Below are 21,733 nucleotides of genomic sequence, written 5' to 3'. Positions count from 1 at the left end.
GGAGGAGTTGTGAATAATATATTTTATTTTTTAGGAGAATTAATTAATCTTTCAAGCTCATATATTTTAATAGCTATGTTAATAGTAATAGGAGTATATTTTACTATTAAAACAGGTTTTGTTCAGCTTAGAATGTTAAAAGAGATGTTTAGATTACTTGGAGAGGGAGCTATAAAGGGTAAGGATGGTCATAGAGGAATATCATCTTTTCAGGCATTTTGTATATCTACAGCTTCAAGAGTAGGAACAGGGAATTTAGCAGGAGTAGCAATAGCAATAAGTATTGGAGGACCAGGTTCAGTATTTTGGATGTGGATAATGGCAATTATAGGGGCAAGTTTAAGCTTTGTAGAGAGTACACTTGCTCAAATATATAAAGAGAAAGATGGAGATCATTTTAGAGGTGGACCAGCTTATTATATAGAAAAAGCCTTAGGCTTAAAGTGGCTGGGAGTACTTTTTTCAATTATAATAACTATTGTATTTGGATTGATATTTAATTCAGTACAGGCAAATACTATAACACTGGCTTTTGAAAAAGCATTCTTCATAGATAAAAAAACTTTAGGAATAATTTTATCTGTATTAACTGGGATTATAATATTTGGTGGAGTAAGAAGAATAGCTAAAGTTGTAGAGTATATTGTGCCAATAATGGCAGTGGCTTATGTGAGTATAGCTGTATTTGTTATTGTAAAAAATATTGGGATGGTACCAGAGATATTTTTACAGATAGTTAAAGGTGCATTTGGAGTAAATCAAGCAGTTGCTGGGGGAATAGGAACTATTGTAATGCAAGGAGTAAAGAGAGGACTATTCTCAAATGAAGCGGGAATGGGAAGTGCTCCTAATGCAGCAGCAGCAGCTAATGTATCTCATCCAGCAAAACAAGGATTAATACAGACTCTGGGAGTATTTACTGATACTTTATTAATATGTTCAGCTACAGCTTTTATAATCCTTATCTCTGGAGAAAATACTAAAGGAGTATCTGATGGTATACAGTTGACTCAAGAGGCTTTAGTTTCACAGATAGGAAGCTGGGGAAGTATTTTTATAGCTATCTGTATACTTATGTTTGCTTTTTCTTCAATAATAGGAAATTACTACTATGGAGAAGCTAATATAGAGTTTTTAAATGGAAAAAAATTATGGCTAATTTTATATAGAGTTTCAGTTATAGGAATGGTCATGTTTGGAAGTATAGCTAAGATACAGGTCGTTTGGAATTTAGCAGATTTTTTTATGGGAATAATGGCAATTATAAATTTAATTGCAATAAGTTTAATAGGAAATATAGCGATTAAGGCATTAAAGGATTATAGAGAGCAAAAAGCTAGAGGGTTAGATCCTAAATTTAAGAAAAGTTCTATTCCAGAGTTGGAAAATATAGATTGTTGGGAAGAGTAATTTAAAGAAAAAATATTTTGAAATTAAAAAAAATAATGTATAATATAAGGGAATATCTAACTATATAAAAAATTCAAGAAAGATTCAAAGTTTAGTTGAGAGAGGAAAGAGTATGATTGAAAAAGCTAATAGCAACATCAAAGTTAATGATTCTCTTATTTTGAAAAAAAGAGATGAAATAATAGAATTAGCCGGTAAGAATTTTGATAAGATATATCCGATTTTAGAGAAAATAAATGAAGATTTTATTGTAATTGGAGATTTAAAAACAATGACTTTTAAATTTCCTAAAGTCTTAATAAAAAAGATTGGATTACCTTCAGAAATAGTTGAAAATCCTTATACATACTGGAAAAAAATTGTTCATGAAAAAGATTTATCTAAATTTAAAGAGGCAACTTTAGGTTTAATAAAGGGTGAGTATGACTATAATGATATTGAATACAGAGTAAAAGATATTAGAGGGAAAAATATTTGGTTAAAACACAAGGGAAGTATTATAAGAGATGAAAATGGAGAACCTTGGTTACTTATAGGAGTAATATCAATTTTAGGAAAGCAAACCAACTTAGATAATATTACTAAACTTATGAAATTTACAGAATTTTTTGAACATTTTAGTGAAAAACTAAAAAATCCTAAAATCAATGAACTTGGAATGCTTATTATTGGAGTTGATAACTTTAAGGAGATTAATCAGTTACATAGTCGACAATATGGAGATCGAGTATTAAAGATGTTAGCAAATATAATTCAATACTCACTTCCAGAAGATATATGTCTTTATAGATTAGATGGAGATAATTTTGGAATAATTTTAGAAGATACTTCTAAAAAGAGAGCAGAGGAGATATATTTAGGTATAAAATCAGAGTTAAAGAAAATTCAGATTTTAAAGGAAAAAAATATTAATATAACTATATCAGCAGGTTGTGCTATATTTTCTAGAGATAAAATAACTTATCAAGAGATATACAAGTTTACAATTTACTCATTGATGTATAGTAAAAAAACAGGAAAAGATAAAATTGTCTTTTTTTCTAATGAGGTTATGGAGAATAAAATTCGACATTTTGAGATACTATATTATCTTAAACAGAGTATTGAGAATAATTTTAAAGATTTTGAAATCTATTACCAACCACAAGTTTCAGCTCAAACTGAAGAATTGATAGGATTTGAAGCTCTACTCAGATGGAGATGTGAAAAATTTGGTTCTGTATCGCCAAATGAATTTATTCCTTTTTTAGAAGAGACAGGAATGATAAATATAGTTGGAAAATGGGTTTTAGAGGAAACGTTAAAATTCTTTAAAGATTGGTTAAAAATATATCCAAAATTAAAGATAAGTATAAATGTTTCGTGTATACAATTAATGAATAAAAAATGTATTCCAGAGTTTAAAAAGATAATTGAGGAGAATAATTTCCCTGTGAAAAATTTAATTTTGGAGATAACAGAGAGTAGTACAATAAAAAATGTTAAGACATTGAAAGAGATCTGTAAAAAAATTCAAGATTTAGAAATTGATATAGCATTGGATGATTTTGGAATGGGGTACTCTTCTTTTGGGATATTGAAAGAAGTTCATGTAGATATGATAAAGATAGATCGTTCTTTTGTTAAAGATCTTTTAGAAAATCCTTTTGATGTTACATTTATAAAGTTTATAGTTGAAATATCAAAACAATACAATATAAAAGTATGTTTAGAAGGTGTTGAAAGAAAAGAGGAGTTAGAAGTAGTTAAGAGCTTGGATGTAGATTATATTCAAGGGTATTATTTTGGGAAACCAGAGTCTAAAGATGAGACTATAAGAAAGTATTATAATATTTGAATAGATAATGTTATAGCAGATAGAAACTGAGATCAATTTCGATCTCAGTTTTATATTAAAAATCACTTGAATATATATGAGATGTTTGGTATAATTTAACATAATTAAAAGAACTTAGGGGCAAAAAGATGAAGGGGATTATAAGAAAAAATAGAAATTTTATCATTGTTATTTTACTAGCACTTTTAGGGAATATTTTATCTTTTTATTCATTTAGAAATAAGATAAAAGAAGAAGAGATAAAATATTTCAAACTAAATTTAAAAAATTATGCAAAACACAAAGTATTAGACACTAAACTAATAATTGATGATATGATTAATGATTTAGAAAATATAGGTAAATTAGTAAGTGAGTATGAGGAGTTTGATACTCCCGATATGATAAAGATGCTACAATTTTCTAAAGAGTTAACTTATTATGACTTTATAGGTGTAACAGATGAAAATGGAAATGCTTGTGATAATTTGGGAAATAAGGTTAATATAGCAGATAGAAGTTATTTTAAAAAATCAATTAAGGGAGAGGTTGGACTTTCAGGAGTTATCTCTTCTAAAGTTGAAAATGGAAAACATGTTCAAATTATTTCCTATCCAATCTATTCAAAAAATATAGAAAATAAGATAATTGGAGTAATATATGGAGTTTTTCATTTTAAGACTATTGAGAAAATATCTAACATTAAATTGGAAAATGATGAAAATAATAAAACTTATATATTAGATACTTCTGGAACATATATAAACAAATTTCAAAATAATGACACCAACATAAATTTTTGGCAATATTTAAAAGAAGCTAAAGTTAATGATAAAAAAATAGAACGTATAAAAAATAAATTTTTAAGTAAAAAAGAGGGAGAATTTAGATATAAAAAAGATGGTGTAACTTATTATGGCTATTATACTCCATTAAGAGAGATGAAGGGATATCTTGTCTCTGAAAGTGGAGACTCTTTGATGAAAGAGAGAGTTACTTTAATAAATGAATTGGCTTTGACAGATGAGATAGTTACAATAATCTGTTTTGTAACTATGTTAATCTGTGTTTATTTTTATAATAAAAAAACTACTGAGGATATAAAAGAAGCACAAAAAAAAGCTGATGAGAATATAGAGATTTTATGTACAGCAGCTGAGCACTCTAATCATATGGTATTTACATATGATAATTTTTATAAAGAGGTTACATTAAAAACTAATTTTTTAACTCCTCTCTTTGATAAAAAAGTTATAAAAGCAGTACCTCAAAGCTTTATAGATAAAGGAATTGTAGCTAAAGAGAGTCAAGAGAGTTTAAATGATCTATTTTTAAATAACTATAGAAGAAAAAATAGTGAAGCTGATATAAAAGTTGTTGTTGATGGAGTAGAGAGCTGGTATAACATTCTTTTATTAAATACATATGATAACTATAACAGGATATTAACTACTATTGGGATAGTAGCTAATATTACTGAGGTTAAAAAGAGAGAGAAAGAGATTAAGAGAAAATTAGAAATTTATGATAAATTGGTAGAGAACTCACTACTCTATGCAAAAGTAGACTTAAATGATAATCAAGTGATAGAAGTTAATGGTGAAGAGATTCAATTAGATTTGGATAGGTTTTTGCAAGATAATATTTTAAAAAATGTGAAGGATGAGCATCTTTTATTTGTTTTAGATAAAATTTCAGTAAAAAATCTGAATAAAGTATTCCTTGACCAAAAAGAGTTGTATGAGATAGAGTTTCTATATAAGACTAATGATATATATAAGTGGGTATCTTGTATAATTTATAAGATAAATATCCAAGATAGTTTAAAGGTTTTATTTGTTATTAATGACATAGATAGTAAAAAACATCAAGAGATTGAACTAAAAAATAGAGCAGAAAAAGATGGATTAACAGGAATATACAATGCTACAACATTAAAAAATAAGATAAATAAAATACTTATTAGTAATAGAGAAAACGAGATTAAACAGGTATTTGTTTTATTAGATTTAGATAATTATAAGAGATTAAATGATACCTTAGGACACTGGTGTGGAGATCAGGTTTTAATAGAAGTTGCTACAATGTTGAGGAGTAAGTTCAGAGCTAGTGATATTATAGGAAGACTTGGTGGAGATGAGTTTGTACTTCTTTTAACAAATATAACTTCATATTTTGATGCAGAGAGATTGATTGAGGATCTTAGAAAATCTTTAGAAAAAACTTATACAGATGAACAAATAGAGGTTAAGATAACAGCTTCAATAGGAGTGGCTATAGCACCAGATGATGGTTTTACATTTGAAGAGTTATATAAGAAAGCGGATAAAGCTCTATATCAAGCTAAAAAAATGGGTAAAAATAGCTATTTCAGATATAGAGATGGGAATTAAAATAGGAGATTTTTATGCAGGAGCTAGAGGGATATCAAGAGAGATTGAAAAAACTAGAAAATAATTGTAGTTTATGTCATGCCAAACTTTGTAATATCTGTCCAAATAATAGGGCGAAAAGAGTATTGAGAGAGAAGCTTGGTTTAAAAAAGAAAAATTTTTTTAAAAAAATGTTAGAAATGATAAAGGGATGTTGAAAATTACAACATCCCTCTTCTGTTATTAAAAATATGGAATCATATTTATTAAAAAGCTTGAATGTGTTATAATAATGAAAGACCATTGTAGTGGGGGAAAAATATGAAGAAGATTAGAGTAACTGTTCCAGAGGATATATGGCGTCTTATGAAGAATGATACTGAGGAGTTTGGTATAAATAATAACAAGTTGTGTAACTATATTCTGGAAAGATTTAAATATAGCAAAAAAATGGAAGTAGAGAAGCTTTTAGAATCTCAAGGGCGTCCGTTAAAAAAGATAATACAGTTTGACTTAAATGTTTCAAATAGAGAGATATACTATGATGTTTTAAGGGCTAATGAAGTGGATGTAGAAGCTGAATACTTTAGAGAGTTATTTGAATTATATACCTCAAAATTTAAGTATCAGAGAGAGATATTTATATTTGAAGATAGAGTAAAGAGCATTTTAGAAGCTATCAAAGAGAAAAAAAAGATAAAAATTAAATATATGAAAAGTGTTGTTAGTGTAGAGCCTTATTTTATAAAAAGAGAGGAGAGAGGGGATGAAAACTTTCTATTCTGTTATAATGAAGAGAAGAAGGAGTATGCTAACTACAAATTGAAAGAGCTTGAGATAATATCTATACTTGATGAGAAAATTAAAGGTAAAGATAAAAAATATATAGAGAATGTTAGAAAAAACTTTGATCCATTTTTAGGAAATGGGAATATAGTAAAAGTTAGGTTGAGTGAAGAGGGAGCGAGTCTTTTAAAAAGTTTGACTAACTATAGACCAAAACTTATAAAAAAAGATGGTGATATTTATTGGTTTGAGGTAGCTAATGAGAATGCAAAGCTCTATTTTAGGCAGTTTTCTAAAGAAGCTGAGATATTAGAACCGAAGCAGTTGCGTGAAGAGATAAGAAAAGAGTATTTAGAAATTTTAGAGTTATATAATGAAAAATAAAAAAAATTTTAAGAAAAATTATGTCATTATATATAAATTATATTTGACACTAGAGGAAAAAATTTTTTAAGCCCCTCAGATCAAAAATATGAGAGATAATAGATCCTGCTACTATATAGTGGTAGGATTTTTAATTTTACCACTATATATTGTATATATTTTTAATTTTTATAAAAAGGTTGTATAATAACTTAGGTAAAAAATTAGTGAGGTTGATATAGATGAAAGAAGTTATAAAAAGAGATGGAACTGTTGTAGATTTTGATAAAAATAGAATTGTAAGAGCTATGACAATGGCTTTTAAACAGAGTTCTGGAACAGTTAATGAGGAACTTGTAGAGAAGATTGCAACACAGATTCAGAATTTGGATAACAAGAGAATGCATGTCGAGGATATACAAGATATAGTTGTAAAAAAATTAATGGCTTCTAGTGAGAAGGATATAGCTATAGCTTACCAAAGTTATAGAGCTATAAAGACAGAGATAAGAAATAAAGAAAAAGGAATATATAAAAATATTTCTGAATTAGTAGATGCCTCAAATGAAGATATTTTAAGTGAGAATGCAAATAAAGATGCAAAAACAATCTCTGTACAGAGAGATCTTTTAGCAGGGATATCATCAAAGGATTACTATTTAAATAAAGTTTTACCTAAACATTTAAAGAAAGCACATGAAACAGGTGAAATCCATATTCATGATTTGGATTATCTTTTATTTAAAGAGACAAACTGTGAGCTTGTTCATATAGAGAGAATGTTAAAAGGTGGATGTAATATTGGAAATGCTAAGATGTTAGAGCCAAACTCTGTAGATGTAGCAGTAGGACACATAGTTCAAATTATAGCTTCTGTATCATCAAATACTTATGGAGGATGTTCAATCCCATATTTGGATAGAGCCCTAGTTCCATATATTAAGAAAAGCTTTAAAAAACATTTTACAAAAGGTTTAAAATATGTGGAGAGAGTTAGTGAAGAGATTTCTAAAGAGGTTTTAGAAAAGGGAAATATAGAGTATTCTAACATGGAGCTAAAGGAGAAATATCCACTAGCTTATGAGTATAGCTGTGATTTGACTAGAGAGTCTGTAAAACAAGCTATGCAAGGATTAGAGTATGAGATAAACTCTCTATCAACTGTAAATGGTCAAACACCTTTTACAACAATAGGAATAGGAACAGAGACTTCTTGGGAGGGTAAACTTGTTCAAGAGTTTGTATTTAGAACTAGAATGGATGGGTTTGGAGCTAAAAAAGAGACAGCTATATTCCCAAAAATAGTTTTTGCAATGTGTGAAGGATTAAACTTAGATGAGGGAGATCCTAACTGGGATATTGCAAAACTTGGATTTGAATGTATGACAAAATCTGTATATCCAGATATTTTATTCGTTACAAAGGAGCAATTAGAAAAGGGAACAGTAGTTTATCCTATGGGGTGTAGAGCCTTCTTATCACCTTGGTTTAATGAAAAAGGAGAGGAAATATATTCAGGAAGATTTAATATAGGAGCAACTACAATAAACCTACCTAGAATAGCTATAAAAAATAAGGGAGATGAGGCTGGATTCTATAAAGAGCTAGATAGAGTTATGGAGATGTGTAAAGAAAACTCAGTATTCAGAGCTCACTATTTAGAGAAAACTCAAGCAGAGATGGCACCTATTCTATGGTTATCAGGAGCTTTAGCAGAAAAACAACCTAAGGAAACAATTCAAGATCTTATTTGGGGAGGATATGCTACAGTTTCAATAGGTTATATAGGACTTAGTGAAGTTTCTCAACTACTTTATGGAGAGGATTTTGCATATAGTGATGAGATTTATGAAAAAACATTTAATATTTTAAAATATATTTCAGAAAAAGTGGATCAGTTCAAAAAAGAGACTAATTTAGGATTTGCTCTATATGGAACACCTTCTGAATCTCTTTGTGATAGATTTGCAAGAATAGATAAAGAGGAGTTTGGAGATATAGAGGGAATAACAGATAAGGGTTACTATGACAACTCTTTCCACGTATCTTCTCATATAAATATCAATCCATTTGAAAAATTGAGATTGGAAGCTCTAGGGCATAAATACTCAAGAGGTGGGCATATAAGTTATATAGAGACAGACTCTTTAAAAAATAACCTTGAAGCAATACATGGAATTTTAAAATATGCTAAAGAGGTGGGAATTCACTATATGGGAATCAATCAGCCTGTAGATAAATGCCATGTTTGTGGATTTAAAGGAGAGTTCTTAGCAACTGAAAGAGGATTTGAGTGTCCACAATGTGGGAATCATGAAAATGATAAGATGAGTGTAATTAGAAGAGTGTGTGGATATTTGAGCCAGCCAAATGCAAGACCTTTCAACAAAGGAAAACAGAAAGAGATAATAAGTAGAGTAAAACATAGCTAGGAGAGGGAAAAATGAATTATTCTGGAATAAAATACTCAGATATGATAAATGGAAAAGGGATAAGAGTTAGTCTGTTTGTGAGTGGCTGTACTCACAGATGCAAGGGATGCTTTAATAAAGATACTTGGGAACCAGACTATGGAAAACCATTTACTCAAAAAGAAGAGGATGAGATATTTTTATATTTTGAAAAATATGGAAAAACAGCAAGAGGATTATCACTTTTAGGTGGAGATCCAACTTATCATATGAATGTAGAGCCATTGACAGAGCTTTTGCAAAAATTTAAAAAGAGATTTCCAGATAAAGATGTCTGGATGTGGAGTGGTTTTACTTGGGAACAGTTACAAGAGGATCCTAAAAGATTAGCACTAATATCACTTTGTGATGTCCTTGTAGATGGAAGATTTATCCTTGAGCAAAAGGACTTAAATCAGAAGTGGAAGGGAAGTAGAAATCAGAGAGTAATAGATGTCCAGAAAAGCATTTTAGAGAAAAGAATAGTTGAGTATACATAAAAAATATTAGAATTTAGATAAAAAAAGGAAAAAAGTTATTGAAAATCATTGACGATTAGAAGTAACTTTTTTCCTTTCTATTATGTTTAATTTTTTAAGAGTAGCTATACTCAAGTGCAGAGAATTTTAAACTAAGCTGTTTATAGTTATCTCTAAGATATTTCATCTCTTCAATTAAATTGTGTGATGCATTAGAAATTGAAATTAATTGTTTTAATTCTTTGGAATTTTTTTCACACTCTTTTGCTACATTACTGAAAACAATATATAAAAAAGATAGTGTAGTAGCTTGTATTCCTAAAAAATCTATATTTACATTTTTTCCATTCTTTATTCTTTCTACAATTATCTTATATAATTGTAATGCTTTCTTAGGAGAAACTAAGACAGAAGTATTTAAAATTTTACTTAATATGAGCTTCATTGAAGACCCCCTTATAAAAATTATATAAAACTTTCCCAAGTATTAGAATAGCTATTTATCAGGGTACACAGCTTTTCCAACCAACTTTCCTTTGTTGTTGTAGTATTTCCAAGTTCCCTTTGGAACACCGTTAGAAAAGGCACCTTGAATTTGTAAGACTCCATTTTTATGAAAAAGTAAGTATGCCCCATTATCTTTTCCATTTAAATAGGTTGTTTCAAAAACTTTAGTTCCATTCTCTTGATAAAGTACGAATCTACCAAAAAGTTTTCCATTTTTCCAATTCTCAATAGATTTTAGATTTCCATTGGGGTAAAATGTTAGCCATTTTCCATAGGCTTTTCCATTTAAGTAGTAGTTCCTATCTTTCTTTGAAATAACTCTTCCAGTAAAGGGAGTTTTACTATTTTTGTAGTATAATACCCCTTGTTTTTCTACTAATTGAGCTTCAAATGCTGTTTTTGTAGAAGAGAAACTGAGAACACTCAAACTAAAGAGTAATAAAATTAAAAAATTCTTTTTCACTGTATCACCTAAAATAAATGTTGATATTTTAATTTTAATCAAAAAAATATTCAACTAAAAAGATAACTATGTTATAATAAAATTATCCCATACTATTTTGACTTAAAAAAGTTGAAAATAGTTTAAAAAATAAAAAAAATTTTTAAGGAGGAGAGATGGAAAATTATTCACTAGAGATGTTACTTATTATTACTCTTATGGTAGTTTACAAGATCTTAATAATACAATAGACCCTAATATTAAAGATTTTTTACTTCATCTGAATTTTCAGAGATAACTTTTATATTGTTTTTTAATAATAAATCAGTTGTGGTACCATTTCCAGATATCAAATTTTTTGTAAAACTACCATCATAGATTTGTCCACAACCACAAGAGGGACTTTTTTCTTTTAGAATAGCTAGTGAACATTTATATAGTTTAGCTATTTTAAGAGCTTCTTCAGCTCCTTTTTCATATTCAAAAGTGACATCAACTCCATCTTTATTGATAACTTTATCATATTTTCTTTCAGAAGGAGTTCTCGGTGTTGCAAGACCTCCAAGCTGTTCAGGACAGACAGGTATCAAGGTGTGAGATTTTAAAAGCTCCACTATTTTTGCTACCTCTTTGGACTTCCCATCATATCTACAAGCTACTCCAAGTAAACAAGCACTGACAAGTATATTCATATTTACATCTCCTCAGAAAGTGAAAGAGTTTTCATTTTAAATGACTCAGGCACTCTTTTTATTTTATGACTTGAATAATCAAAACAAACTAAAAGAGTAGATCCACTTATAACAATGTCCCTATTTTCATTAAAAATATCATAAAAAATATTGAAACTTGTCTTAGAAAATTCAATATTCTTGATTATTATAGAGATATTTTCATCTAAAAATAGCTGTTTGTTGTATTCTACAAAACTATTTTTTTGAATAACACCAGCTCCCTCTCCCAAATCCAACTCACTTAGACCTAAAGACTCGAAAAAAGCTATTCTAGCCATTTGGAAAAATAAAAGAGCTCTCTCATTTCCTACATGTCCACCATAATTGATATCCTCTTTCTGTATTTTATAATTAAAATTAAACATTAAAAACCTCCTAAAGATAATAGATTTTTTTCTATAATTAAATTATAATATAATAAAAAGAAAAATAAAAGTAATATTTAAGAGGTAAACAATGATAAGATATGGAATAGATAGCGATTATAAAAGAGCGAGAGAGATCTGGGAGGAGTGTTTTAAAGATTCCCAAGAAGAGGTGGATTTTTATTTTACTAAACTATATGACAAAAATAAGTTTTTAGTTTTAGAGGAGACTGGAAGTATAAGAGCTTCTCTACATGAAAATCCATATAAGCTAAATATAAATGGGAAAATTTTTCCATCTAACTATATAGTAGGAGTGGCAGTCTCTCCTCAATATAGAGGTAGGGGATATATGAGAAAATTAATGGAGGAAAGTTTAAAAAAAAGCTATGAAAAGGGTTTACCACTGGTTTTTTTATCTCCAATTAATCCAGAAATCTATAGAGGTTATAGTTTTGAATATATTACAAAGTTAAATAAACTCTCTTTAGAAACTAAAGAGATATGTTTTGATAAGATAGATAGAGAGTTTGAGATTGTAAAAATGGAAATGGAGAGTTCCCTTTATAGTGATTTGATAAGTGTATATGATTTTGTTATGAAAAATAGATCCTTATATGTAGAGAGAGATGAGAACTACTATAAAAATTGGGTAGCTGAGATAATAAGTGACGGTGGAGATATCTACATGCTTTACTCAAAGGGAATAGTAAGAGGATATGTAGCTCTATATAAGGGAGAGATATTAACAGTAAGAGAGCTATTTGCAAAGGGAAAGAGAGAGTATGAGAACCTACTTAGCTTTATAAAAACTTTTAGAGAGTATTATCCTAAATTGGAGATAAAAACTCCTGAGGGAGAGAGAATTGAATATTATTTTAAAAATCAGAAAAGAGTCTATAAGAGTGAGAACCAATTTATAATGGGAAGAGTTTTAGATCCTAAAAAAATACTGGAGACTTTAAATATTAAAGGGATAACTTTTAAAATATCTATTGTAGATGATATTATATCTGATAATAATAGGGTTTTTTCTATGAATGAGAGTGGACAGGTGAGTATAGTAGATACAGATTGGGATATAAGAGTAAAAATAGGAGATTTTTCACTATTGAGTTTAGGAGTGTTAAGCTTAGAAGAGTTAATATTTTTAGAGAGAGTTGAGATAAAAAATACTCAAGTTGTAACTCAATTGATAGAAAAAAATATTTTTAAATTAAAGTTAAATTATATACAGGATTATCAATAAAAATTTTCCAAAAAATATAAAAGCTGTCAGATTTTTATATGCACTGACAGCTTTTATATTGTTGTTAATTAAGTAAATTAAAATACTTTAAAAGAAAGGATACTTGAATTATACATTAACCTAGTAAAAAAGTCAAGAATTATTTTTTACTTTTTTAGTAAAGAAATATTTTCAAGGGATAATTTAGGTACAAAGTGCTGATTATTCTCATCTCTATAGTAAGTTGTCTCATTATTAATTGCATCTACAATATGAATTTTATCTGTAGGTTTTCCTAAGGCAAGTAAGATATGTGAAGAGTATCCTTCAGGAAGTTGAACTAATTTATCTACCTCTGGTCTATTGTAAGCTCCCATAATACAACCACCATATCCTAACTCATTGGCCATAAGAAGAATGTTGTGTGAAGCAATTCCCATATCAAAGTATAGATTTTTTTCAGTTATACTTGTTAGGGGTGTTTCACTACACATTAAAATATATGCAGTTGGAGCTTCTTCAAGTGTTGGATTCCAAGATATAGCCCCAGCAAACTTCACAAAGGAAAATATCTGTTTACAAATCTCTTCATCATTGATAAGGGCATATCTTATCTTTTGGCTATTTTTAGTGGAAGAAGCGTATCTTGTACTTTCAATCATTTTTTCAAGAGCTTCCATTGAGATTTTTTCTCTACAAAAACTTCTGTGAGAACGGATCTGTTTTAAAGTTTCAACTATCATATTAATTACCTCCATTCAAAATTAGTTCTCTATACTCTTTAGCAGATATCTTAGTTTTGGGAAGATTTTTTGTGCTGAGTTTATCATTTAAACCTCTACTGAAAAAACCAGAATTTATAGAGTTGATATGTGTGATAGCAATGGCTAAAGCATCAGCAGCATCATCTGGTTTTGGAATCTCATCAAGTGAGAGGATTTTTTGAACCATTAGCTGTACCTGTTTTTTTTCAGCCTTTCCATATCCTGTAATTCCTGTTTTTACTTGAAGAGGTGTATAGTGACTAATCTTAAGATTGTTTTGATTTCCACAGAGAATAATAACACCTCTAGCTTGAGCAACAGAGATAACAGTTTTATTATTTTTAAAATAGAATAACTCCTCTATTGCCATATCAGTTGGTTGATATCTTTTTATTATCTCTGTAAGCTCAGAGTAGATCTTACAAAGACGCTCCTCCATAGGAAGATCCTTATCAGTATACACGCACCCATAATCAATAACTTTGAACTTACTGTTTTCAAAATCGAGAATAGAAAAACCTACAATCGCAGTACCTGGATCTATTCCTAAAACTCTCATAATACTATTCTCCTATTTTTTAAAATTAAAATCAGTCTGTCTAAGTGCTTCGTAAAGAATTATAGCAGCAGAGTTTGATAGATTTAGAGAACGTCCCATATCAATCATAGGGATAGTGATACAACTCTCTTTATTAGCATTTAAAATATCCTCTGGTATACCTCTAGATTCTGGTCCAAACATTATAAAGTCATTCTCTTTAAATTCGATATCACTATATCTTTGAGTTGTTTTAGTAGTAGCATAAAATATTCTAGCTCCAGCATTTGCTTTTACAAACTCCTCGTAAGATTCCCAAATAACTAGATCAACTAGATGCCAATAATCTAAACCTGCTCTTCTTAATTGTTTCTCATCAAGTGAGAATCCTAAAGGCTTAATAAGATGAAGCTTAGTGTTAGTTAATACTGATGTTCTTCCAATATTTCCTGTATTGTATGGGATCTCTGGATTTAATAAAACTATATTCAAAATAATTCCTCCTATTGTATTAATTTTATAGTTTGAGAAAAGTACATAATAAAAATTAAGTACAGTTATTAAACTTTTATATTAATTATAGCATAAATTTTAAAATTTAGTAGTAATATTTTGACAAGATCTGTAAGGTAAAGTATAATATTAATGTAGACAAGAAAGGAATAGAATTGGAGGATAGAATGAAGATACAGACTTTTTACTTGGGAAGCTTAATGACAAACTGTTACTTGGTATGGAATGATAATAAAGAAGCATATCTATTTGATTGTGGTGGAGAAAATTTAGGTAGAGTAGAATCTTTTATAAAAAGTAATGGATTAACTTTGAAGTATATGATATTCACTCATGGACATGGGGATCATATAGCTGGATTGAATAGAATAAAGGAGATCTATCCAGATGTAGAGGTATATATTGGAAAAGAGGAAGAGAGATTTTTAGTTGATAATGAATTGAGTTTGATGAAGTATATAAATGGAACAAACTTTGAATACAATGGAGATTATACAACTATGAAAGATGGAGATATGATAGGAGAGTTTAGAGTTATTGATACTCCAGGTCATACAATAGGATCAAAATGTTTCTATAATAAAGAGAATAAAATATTGATCTCAGGAGATACAATGTTTAGAAGAAGTTTTGGAAGATATGATTTACCAACAAGTGATGGGGATATGCTTTTTAAAAGTTTGAAGAGACTTTGTACAGAATTACCTGAAGATACTAAGGTTTACAGTGCACACAGTGAGCCAACAACAATAGGAGAAGAAAAAGTATTTTTAACAATGCAAGGAATGATATAGGAGGAAGAAAGATGGTAGAAAAGATATATGATGTGATAATAATAGGAGGAGGACCTGCTGGTTTAACAGCTGGATTATATACAGGGAGATCAAAACTTTTAACTTTAATAATTGAGAGAAAAAATTTAGGAAGTTTGTATATGGCTCATAAAGTTGATAACTACCCAGGATTTCCAGAGGGGATAACAGGAACAGAGTTAAACTTACTAATGAGACAACATGCTGAGAAATTTGGAGCAGAGTTTGTAGAGGGTACACTTTTAGGATTTGATCCATATGAAGAGGTAAAGATAGTAAAAACAGATGCTGGAAATTTTAAAGGAAAAAATATAATTATTGCAACAGGAACAGGAAAAAACTTTGGGAAAAAAATTAAAGGAGAGAAGGAGTTTTTAGGTAAGGGAGTATCTTACTGTGCTACTTGTGATGGAGCTTTTACAAAGTTTATGACAGTTTCATTGGTAGGACAGGGAGAGGAATTAGCTGAAGAGGCACTATTTTTAACTAAATTCTCAAAGAAAATAAGAGTTATGGTAGTTGAAGATGAGTTCAAGTGTAGTAAAGAGAGCTATGAGGCATTGAAATCTTCTGAAAAGGTAGAGATAATAACAGGAGTAAAACTTCTTGAAATAAGAGGAAAAGAGTATGTAGAGGAGTTATTAGTTTCAGAAAAGGGAGAGGAAAAAACTTATAAATCTGATTTTGCTTTTCTATACTTAGGAACAAAAAATAATACAGAGATGTATGGAGAGTTTGCTAAATTGGATAAAGAGGGATATATAATAACAGACTCTGAATTAAAAACTAATATAGAGGGTATGTATGTAGCTGGAGATATAAAGAGTGGAGCAGTAAGACAGATAACTTGTGCTGTAGCTGACGGAACAGCAGCAGCTTTACAAGTAATAAAAAGAGTATTGAAAAAATAAAGGAAATAGCAGAAATTTTACGAACATATAATTAAAGGGGACACTTTGATATTATTACTCAAAGGAGCTGATTTATATGAGAAAAATTTTTGTATTAGATACTAATATTCTTATTCATGATCCTAAATGTATCTATAACTTTAGAGGGAATGATGTAATTTTACCTATCTATGTAGTAGAAGAGATCGATAAGTTAAAGAGAAATCAAAATACAGCAATTCAAGCTAGAATGGCCTCTAGAGTATTAGACGAGATAAGATCTAAGGGAAGTCTTTCAAAAGGTGTAAATCTACCTGAAGATATATTTTTTAAAGTGGAAATCAAAAATAATAGAGAGTTGTTACCAGAGAATTTGAGTAAAGATGTTATGGATAACAATATAATCTCTGTAACCTTAGGAATAAAGCAGGATAATCCAGATAGAAGAGTTATAATAGTTAGTAAAGATATAAATATGAGAATTAAGGCTGACTCATTGGGATTGGAAGTAGAGGATTATAATACAGATAGAGTGGAATATAACGAACTCTATGATGGATATTTTGAAGTAGAAGTGGATAAAAAACTTTATGATAAATTTGATAAAGATGGTAAGATAAGCTTTGTTGATCTAAATAGAGAGGATATACTAGCTACACCAAATTGTTTCTTCAAATTAAAATATAAAGATAATATCTTATGTGGAAGATATGTAGAAGGTAAGATAAAAAAATTTATATTGGGTGATGGACAAGCTTGGGGGCTAAGAGCTAGAAATGATGAACAGAGATTTGCTATGGAGCTCTTGATGGATGACAGTGTGAAAGTTGTTACATTGGTAGGAGGAGCTGGAACAGGAAAAACTCTGATGGCTATAGCTGCTGGATTGGAACTAGTGGTAGAGAAGAAAAGATATAGAAAGATACTAATAGCTAGGCCGATTATCCCTATGGGAAAAGATTTGGGATATCTACCAGGTAGTGAAAAGGAAAAATTAAAACCTTGGATGCAACCGATATTTGACAATATAGATTTTTTAAGCGAAGCTAAAGAGGATAAAGCTGGAGAAAAGGTAGTAGAGGGCTTGGAATCAATGGGAATGATGAAGATAGAACCACTTACTTATATAAGAGGTAGAAGTATTCCAAAAGGTTTGATAATAATAGATGAGGCTCAAAACTTGACTCCATTGGAGATTAAGACTATTGTAACAAGAGCTGGACAGGATACTAAGATCATTTTTACTGGAGACCCACAGCAGATAGATAATCCATATCTAGATGCAAATACTAATGGACTTACTTATATGGCAGACAAATTAAAATTTGAAAGCATTGTAGGACATATCACTTTGAAGAAAGGTGAAAGATCTGAGATAGCTGAGATAGCTGCTAAATTATTATAATAAAGAAGAAGGAAGGAATAGGAGTAAAACTCTTGATTTCTTCCTTCTTTTCTTCTGGAATAGAATTAAAATATTCAAAAAATTTGAAATATATGGTATAAATTATATATTAATATTATATAGATTATTGTAAAATTAGAAGGGAAAATTAAATGAAAATTTCAATATTAGGAAGTGGAAGTGGAGGAAATTCAACATTTATAGAGAGTGGAAAGACAAAAATTCTAATTGATGCTGGATTTAGTTGTAAAAAGATAGAGGAGAGATTAAACTCAATAAATAGAGATATAAAAGAGATAAATGGAATTTTAATAACTCATGAGCACATAGATCATATACAGGGAGCGGGGATAATTTCAAGGAAATACAATGTTCCTATCTATATAACTGAGGAGAGCTATAGAGCTGGAGAGAACAAATTAGGAAAGATAGCTACAGAAAATTTAAGATTGATAAAGGATAAATTTGTTTTAAGTGAGGATATTTTAATAAAACCATTTGATGTTATGCATGATGCACAAAGGACAGTAGGTTATAGAATAGAATCACAAAATGGTAAGATTGCCGCAATTTCAACGGATATTGGTTATGTAAATAATATAGTTAGAGAGAATTTTAAAGACGCAAATATTATGGTGATAGAGAGTAACTATGACTATAATATGTTGATGAATTGCTGTTATCCTTGGGATTTAAAAGCAAGAGTGAAGAGTAGAAATGGACATCTTTCAAATAATGATGCAGCAAAATTCATAAAAGAGATGTATGATGAGAAATTGAAAAAGGTATATCTTGCACATATAAGCAAGGATAGTAACAATCCATTACTTGTACAGAAAACCTTAGAAGAAGAGATGAATATGAGAAAAGCAGAGTTATCTTATGAGTTAGCAAAACAGGATTTAGCCACTGAGCTATTTGAATTTTAGGAGGTAAGGCGTGGAAGAGATTGATAACTTTTGGGAAGAGTTAAAATTTGAAATAGGTTCATTGGGGAAAACATATGGAGATAATAGCGAAAGAAAGACACTGATTGGAAGTGGAAATAGAGAAGCTAATCTACTTTTTATAGGTGATGATCCAGATCTATACCAAAATGAAGATTTAAAAGTAGCTCCAAGTTCAAGTGGAGAGTTTTTAATAAAACTTTGTGATATAGAAGGGATTACTCCAGAAGATTATTATATAACTACACTTGCAAAAAAAGATTGTAAGTTCTTAGAGTTTATGCCAGAGGAGAGAGAGCAATTAAAAGAGTTACTATTGATGCAGATAGCTTTAATCAAGCCAAAGATAATAGTTAGTCTTGGTTCAGAAGTAGCAGAGCTGTTATTGGAAAGAGATATAAAATTGGGAGAAGAGAGAGGAAAGATCTATCCTTGGACAGGTGGAATAAAAGTATTTATCACTTATGATGTGAACTTTGTTAAAAGATCAAGAAATGAAGCAGGAAAAAAATCTAAAGCAGCTTTGGAGTTTTGGAATGATTTAAAACAGTTGAAACAAGAGTTAGGGAAAATAGATGGATAAGGATTTTTTTAGGAGTGAGGTAAAACTTAGGAGAGATCTTTTAGACAAGGAATTGAGAGAGCATGAAAGTAGAGAGATCTGTAAAAAGGTAAAAGAGTTACAGGTGTATAAGGATTCAAAAAAAATTCTTTCATTTATGAATTTTGGAAGTGAAATAGAGATAGAAATTTTAAATAGGGAGATTATTCGTGAGAATAAAAGACTATTTTTGCCAAGAGTAGAAAAAAATGGAATATTATCAGTAGTTGAGTATGGAAAAGGGTTTACAATTGGAAAATATGGAATAAGAGAACCGTTAGGAGAAGAGTATTTAGAGGACTTGGATTTAATAATTGTTCCTGGACTTGTTTTTGATAAAGAGGGGAATAGAATAGGATATGGTAAGGGGTATTATGATAGATTATTTCTGAAATATCCTGAGGTTGTTAGAGTGGCTCCGATATTTGATTTTCAACTGTATGATAGAATTTCAACAGAGGAACATGATAAAAAAATTGATATTATAGTCAAAAAAAATAGAGTATTAAAAATTAAGAGGTATTGAAAAAACTTGGTTAATATGATAAAATCTTATAGAAACTAAGAAAAAATTAGGAGGTTTATTGTGGCAGGACATAGTAAATGGGCAAATATTCAACACAGAAAGGGAGCTCAAGATAAAAAGAGAGCTAAATTATTCACTAAATTTGGAAAAGAGTTAACAATAGCAGCTAAAGAGGCTGGTGGAGACCCTAACTTTAACCCAAGATTAAGACTTGCAATAGAGAAGGCAAAAGCTGGAAATATGCCTAAAGATATATTAGAAAGAGCTATAAAAAAGGGAACAGGAGAGTTAGAAGGAGTAGACTTCATAGAGATGAGATATGAAGGATATGGACCTGTTGGAACTGCTTTTATAGTTGATGTTGTAACTGATAATAAAAATAGATCAGCTTCTGAAGTAAGAATGACTTTCACTAGAAAAGGTGGAAACTTAGGAACTGATGGAGCAGTTGCTTGGATGTTCAAAAAGCAAGGAGTAATTACAGTAAAATCTGAAGGAATAGATGCTGATGAATTTATGATGGCAGCATTAGAAGCTGGAGCTGAAGATGTAACTGAAGAGGATGGAGAGTTTGAAGTTTTAACTGACTATACAGAGTTCCAATCTGTTTTAGAGAAGATAAAAGAAGCTGGATATACTTATGAAGAGGCTGAAATAGCTATGAATCCAGAAAATAAAGTAGAGATTACTGATTTAGATACAGCTAAAAAAGTAATGGCTCTTTACGAAGCTTTAGACGATCTTGATGACGTTCAAGAGGTTTATGCAAACTTTGATATAGCTGATGATATTCTAGCTCAATTAGACTAATATAAAGAGCTTAAAATAGTAGATAATATATAATTGGAAATAGCTTTCTATGGGATATACTCATAGAGAGCTATTTTTACATTGTAAGTTTGATTGATTTTTAAGATTTTTTGTGTTACTCTTAATTTAAGGAAGAAGAAAAATAATAAAATTCATGTAGGTAGGTGAAGAGATGATTAAGTTATTTGATAATTCTAAAGAGATGATGGAAGATGTGATGTTTATTGATAGTAAGTCTTTTAAGGACATTGATTGTGGGATTGAGGTTCTTTGTGATAGAATAAAAAATAATCCTCAATATGAATTATTTGTAAAATATGAAAATGATTTACCAGTAGCATACTTAGGAATTTTATATGTTGCAAACTTACACTATGATGGAGCTTGGATTGACTTGATAGGAGTAATTGAAGAAGCTCGAAATAAAGGAATAGGAAGTGAATTAGTAGAATTTGCAGAGAAGAGGGTTAAAGAAAAAGGGAAAAATATAATAACTGGATTAATTAAAAAGGAAAATATTTCCTCTATTAGTATGATAAAACACTCTAGTTTTAAATATGACAAGACAGGTTTTTTACTATTTATCAAAGATTTGTAAGTAAATATAGGAAAATTATAAGAAGTTGAATTAATGAAATCTTAATTAAGAGATAAAAAGGTTAATTCAACTTCTTTTTATAAATAATTTTTTATTTAATCCTATTTAAATAGATTGAGTAGATTATCACAACTACTATTAGTAATAGAGAAAAAAGAAATAGCAAATATATAGTAAATGCAATTATTGCAAATTGTGAACCTCTCCCACTTAAAATTACTTCGTAATTTTTGAAATGGGAGCTTCTTCTTGGGAAATAGTTGCTTTTGTTAGCCAACTATATTTACCAAGCTATCCCCGTAGTTCCTACGGTTCTTTTTATTCTTAGTCCTTCAGCTAGTATATTTTTACTTGCATTTATATCTCTATCGTGGTGT

23 protein-coding genes are annotated in these 21,733 nt (G+C 29.5%); 16 read left to right on the top strand and 7 right to left on the bottom strand.

Annotated elements, in window-relative coordinates; all coding sequences use genetic code 11:
- Nucleotides 1–9 precede the first annotated feature (9 nt).
- The 7 genes from QZ286_RS02060 (at nt 10) to nrdG (ending at nt 9,697) form a co-directional block, all read left to right on the top strand.
- Nucleotides 10–1,410 (top strand): sodium:alanine symporter family protein, encoded by a 1,401-nt coding sequence (locus tag QZ286_RS02060; RefSeq protein ID WP_291255318.1) that lies wholly within the window; start codon nt 10–12, stop codon nt 1,408–1,410.
- A gap of 112 nt (nt 1,411–1,522) precedes the next feature.
- On the top strand, nt 1,523–3,247 hold the full coding sequence (locus QZ286_RS02055; RefSeq protein ID WP_291255317.1) for a GGDEF and EAL domain-containing protein: 1,725 nt from the start codon (nt 1,523–1,525) through the stop codon (nt 3,245–3,247).
- A gap of 128 nt (nt 3,248–3,375) precedes the next feature.
- Nucleotides 3,376–5,619, top strand: coding sequence for a sensor domain-containing diguanylate cyclase (locus QZ286_RS02050; protein ID WP_291255316.1), 2,244 nt, complete (start codon nt 3,376–3,378; stop codon nt 5,617–5,619).
- Between the two features lie 14 nt (nt 5,620–5,633).
- Nucleotides 5,634–5,816 carry a hypothetical protein gene (locus QZ286_RS02045; protein ID WP_291255315.1) on the top strand — a complete coding sequence of 61 codons (183 nt, stop codon included), beginning with the start codon at nt 5,634–5,636 and terminating at the stop codon, nt 5,814–5,816.
- Between the two features lie 103 nt (nt 5,817–5,919).
- Complete coding sequence (locus QZ286_RS02040; RefSeq protein WP_291255314.1) at nt 5,920–6,768, top strand: WYL domain-containing protein; 849 nt, start codon at nt 5,920–5,922, stop codon at nt 6,766–6,768.
- 221 nt (nt 6,769–6,989) lie between these two features.
- A complete protein-coding gene (gene nrdD / locus QZ286_RS02035; protein WP_291255313.1) occupies nt 6,990–9,179 on the top strand; it encodes an anaerobic ribonucleoside-triphosphate reductase in 2,190 nt (729 codons plus the stop codon).
- 11 nt (nt 9,180–9,190) lie between these two features.
- On the top strand, nt 9,191–9,697 hold the full coding sequence (gene nrdG, locus QZ286_RS02030; RefSeq protein WP_291255312.1) for an anaerobic ribonucleoside-triphosphate reductase activating protein: 507 nt from the start codon (nt 9,191–9,193) through the stop codon (nt 9,695–9,697).
- 94 nt (nt 9,698–9,791) lie between these two features.
- On the opposite strand, the gene QZ286_RS02025 is transcribed toward nrdG, so the two are convergent.
- The 4 genes from QZ286_RS02025 to QZ286_RS02010 form a co-directional block, all read right to left on the bottom strand.
- The gene (locus tag QZ286_RS02025) at nt 9,792–10,121 is read right to left on the bottom strand and encodes a DUF4325 domain-containing protein (protein ID WP_291255311.1); all 330 of its coding nucleotides are present in this window, start codon (nt 10,119–10,121) and stop codon (nt 9,792–9,794) included.
- 51 nt (nt 10,122–10,172) lie between these two features.
- Nucleotides 10,173–10,646, bottom strand: coding sequence for a toxin-antitoxin system YwqK family antitoxin (locus tag QZ286_RS02020; RefSeq protein ID WP_291255310.1), 474 nt, complete (start codon nt 10,644–10,646; stop codon nt 10,173–10,175).
- 239 nt (nt 10,647–10,885) lie between these two features.
- Nucleotides 10,886–11,317 carry a DUF523 domain-containing protein gene (locus QZ286_RS02015; RefSeq protein ID WP_291255309.1) on the bottom strand — a complete coding sequence of 144 codons (432 nt, stop codon included), beginning with the start codon at nt 11,315–11,317 and terminating at the stop codon, nt 10,886–10,888.
- A 2-nt stretch (nt 11,318–11,319) separates the two neighbouring features.
- A complete protein-coding gene (locus tag QZ286_RS02010; RefSeq protein WP_291255308.1) occupies nt 11,320–11,724 on the bottom strand; it encodes a thioesterase family protein in 405 nt (134 codons plus the stop codon).
- A 91-nt stretch (nt 11,725–11,815) separates the two neighbouring features.
- Here QZ286_RS02010 and eis point away from each other — a divergent pair, with 91 nt between their 5' ends.
- Nucleotides 11,816–12,973, top strand: coding sequence for a GNAT family N-acetyltransferase (gene eis / locus QZ286_RS02005; RefSeq protein WP_291255307.1), 1,158 nt, complete (start codon nt 11,816–11,818; stop codon nt 12,971–12,973).
- A gap of 146 nt (nt 12,974–13,119) precedes the next feature.
- Here the strand turns inward: eis and QZ286_RS02000 are convergent, their stop codons facing one another.
- Genes QZ286_RS02000 through QZ286_RS01990 form a run of 3 tightly spaced genes read right to left on the bottom strand, consistent with a single transcriptional unit; the run spans nt 13,120 to nt 14,746 of the window.
- Nucleotides 13,120–13,695 (bottom strand): nitroreductase family protein, encoded by a 576-nt coding sequence (locus tag QZ286_RS02000; RefSeq protein ID WP_291255306.1) that lies wholly within the window; start codon nt 13,693–13,695, stop codon nt 13,120–13,122.
- Between the two features lies 1 nt (nt 13,696).
- Nucleotides 13,697–14,275 carry a crossover junction endodeoxyribonuclease RuvC gene (gene ruvC, locus QZ286_RS01995; RefSeq protein ID WP_291255305.1) on the bottom strand — a complete coding sequence of 193 codons (579 nt, stop codon included), beginning with the start codon at nt 14,273–14,275 and terminating at the stop codon, nt 13,697–13,699.
- Between the two features lie 12 nt (nt 14,276–14,287).
- Nucleotides 14,288–14,746: a tRNA (cytidine(34)-2'-O)-methyltransferase gene (locus QZ286_RS01990; protein WP_291255304.1), complete on the bottom strand. Its 459-nt coding sequence runs from the start codon at nt 14,744–14,746 to the stop codon at nt 14,288–14,290.
- 188 nt (nt 14,747–14,934) lie between these two features.
- Here QZ286_RS01990 and QZ286_RS01985 point away from each other — a divergent pair, with 188 nt between their 5' ends.
- From QZ286_RS01985 to QZ286_RS01950, 8 genes are all read left to right on the top strand, one after another.
- Nucleotides 14,935–15,561, top strand: a complete 627-nt coding sequence (locus QZ286_RS01985; protein WP_291255303.1) for an MBL fold metallo-hydrolase — start codon at nt 14,935–14,937, stop codon at nt 15,559–15,561.
- 11 nt (nt 15,562–15,572) lie between these two features.
- A complete protein-coding gene (locus QZ286_RS01980) occupies nt 15,573–16,490 on the top strand; it encodes an FAD-dependent oxidoreductase (RefSeq protein ID WP_291255302.1) in 918 nt (305 codons plus the stop codon).
- 76 nt (nt 16,491–16,566) lie between these two features.
- Nucleotides 16,567–17,874, top strand: coding sequence for a PhoH family protein (locus tag QZ286_RS01975; RefSeq protein ID WP_291255301.1), 1,308 nt, complete (start codon nt 16,567–16,569; stop codon nt 17,872–17,874).
- A 152-nt stretch (nt 17,875–18,026) separates the two neighbouring features.
- A complete protein-coding gene (locus QZ286_RS01970) occupies nt 18,027–18,803 on the top strand; it encodes an MBL fold metallo-hydrolase (RefSeq protein WP_291255300.1) in 777 nt (258 codons plus the stop codon).
- Between the two features lie 10 nt (nt 18,804–18,813).
- Nucleotides 18,814–19,404, top strand: a complete 591-nt coding sequence (locus QZ286_RS01965) for a uracil-DNA glycosylase family protein (RefSeq protein WP_291255299.1) — start codon at nt 18,814–18,816, stop codon at nt 19,402–19,404.
- Nucleotides 19,397–19,948 (top strand): 5-formyltetrahydrofolate cyclo-ligase, encoded by a 552-nt coding sequence (locus QZ286_RS01960; RefSeq protein WP_291255298.1) that lies wholly within the window; start codon nt 19,397–19,399, stop codon nt 19,946–19,948. Before QZ286_RS01965 ends, QZ286_RS01960 begins: the two co-directional genes overlap by 8 nt.
- A gap of 60 nt (nt 19,949–20,008) precedes the next feature.
- Nucleotides 20,009–20,758: a YebC/PmpR family DNA-binding transcriptional regulator gene (locus QZ286_RS01955; RefSeq protein WP_291255297.1), complete on the top strand. Its 750-nt coding sequence runs from the start codon at nt 20,009–20,011 to the stop codon at nt 20,756–20,758.
- 172 nt (nt 20,759–20,930) lie between these two features.
- The gene (locus QZ286_RS01950) at nt 20,931–21,356 is read left to right on the top strand and encodes a GNAT family N-acetyltransferase (protein ID WP_291255296.1); all 426 of its coding nucleotides are present in this window, start codon (nt 20,931–20,933) and stop codon (nt 21,354–21,356) included.
- The last annotated feature ends 377 nt before the right edge of the window (nt 21,357–21,733 follow it).

Origin of the sequence: Fusobacterium sp. (genome assembly GCF_019012925.1) — a bacterium.
GTDB lineage: Bacteria > Fusobacteriota > Fusobacteriia > Fusobacteriales > Fusobacteriaceae > Fusobacterium_A.
This window is presented reverse-complemented; position numbering and strand designations above follow the sequence as displayed.

What these genes read in the sequence shown, in the direction of transcription:
- QZ286_RS02055 (WP_291255317.1), top strand. Translation starts at nt 1,523, where the DNA reads ATGATTGAAAAAGCTAATAGCAACATCAAAGTTAATGATTCTCTTATT.
- QZ286_RS02050 (WP_291255316.1), top strand. Translation starts at nt 3,376, where the DNA reads ATGAAGGGGATTATAAGAAAAAATAGAAATTTTATCATTGTTATTTTA.
- QZ286_RS02045 (WP_291255315.1), top strand. Translation starts at nt 5,634, where the DNA reads ATGCAGGAGCTAGAGGGATATCAAGAGAGATTGAAAAAACTAGAAAAT.
- QZ286_RS02040 (WP_291255314.1), top strand. Translation starts at nt 5,920, where the DNA reads ATGAAGAAGATTAGAGTAACTGTTCCAGAGGATATATGGCGTCTTATG.
- nrdD (WP_291255313.1), top strand. Translation starts at nt 6,990, where the DNA reads ATGAAAGAAGTTATAAAAAGAGATGGAACTGTTGTAGATTTTGATAAA.
- nrdG (WP_291255312.1), top strand. Translation starts at nt 9,191, where the DNA reads ATGAATTATTCTGGAATAAAATACTCAGATATGATAAATGGAAAAGGG.
- QZ286_RS02025 (WP_291255311.1), bottom strand. Translation starts at nt 10,121, where the DNA reads ATGAAGCTCATATTAAGTAAAATTTTAAATACTTCTGTCTTAGTTTCT.
- QZ286_RS02015 (WP_291255309.1), bottom strand. Translation starts at nt 11,317, where the DNA reads ATGAATATACTTGTCAGTGCTTGTTTACTTGGAGTAGCTTGTAGATAT.
- QZ286_RS02010 (WP_291255308.1), bottom strand. Translation starts at nt 11,724, where the DNA reads ATGTTTAATTTTAATTATAAAATACAGAAAGAGGATATCAATTATGGT.
- eis (WP_291255307.1), top strand. Translation starts at nt 11,816, where the DNA reads ATGATAAGATATGGAATAGATAGCGATTATAAAAGAGCGAGAGAGATC.
- QZ286_RS02000 (WP_291255306.1), bottom strand. Translation starts at nt 13,695, where the DNA reads ATGATAGTTGAAACTTTAAAACAGATCCGTTCTCACAGAAGTTTTTGT.
- ruvC (WP_291255305.1), bottom strand. Translation starts at nt 14,275, where the DNA reads ATGAGAGTTTTAGGAATAGATCCAGGTACTGCGATTGTAGGTTTTTCT.
- QZ286_RS01985 (WP_291255303.1), top strand. Translation starts at nt 14,935, where the DNA reads ATGAAGATACAGACTTTTTACTTGGGAAGCTTAATGACAAACTGTTAC.
- QZ286_RS01980 (WP_291255302.1), top strand. Translation starts at nt 15,573, where the DNA reads ATGGTAGAAAAGATATATGATGTGATAATAATAGGAGGAGGACCTGCT.
- QZ286_RS01975 (WP_291255301.1), top strand. Translation starts at nt 16,567, where the DNA reads ATGAGAAAAATTTTTGTATTAGATACTAATATTCTTATTCATGATCCT.
- QZ286_RS01970 (WP_291255300.1), top strand. Translation starts at nt 18,027, where the DNA reads ATGAAAATTTCAATATTAGGAAGTGGAAGTGGAGGAAATTCAACATTT.
- QZ286_RS01960 (WP_291255298.1), top strand. Translation starts at nt 19,397, where the DNA reads ATGGATAAGGATTTTTTTAGGAGTGAGGTAAAACTTAGGAGAGATCTT.
- QZ286_RS01950 (WP_291255296.1), top strand. Translation starts at nt 20,931, where the DNA reads ATGATTAAGTTATTTGATAATTCTAAAGAGATGATGGAAGATGTGATG.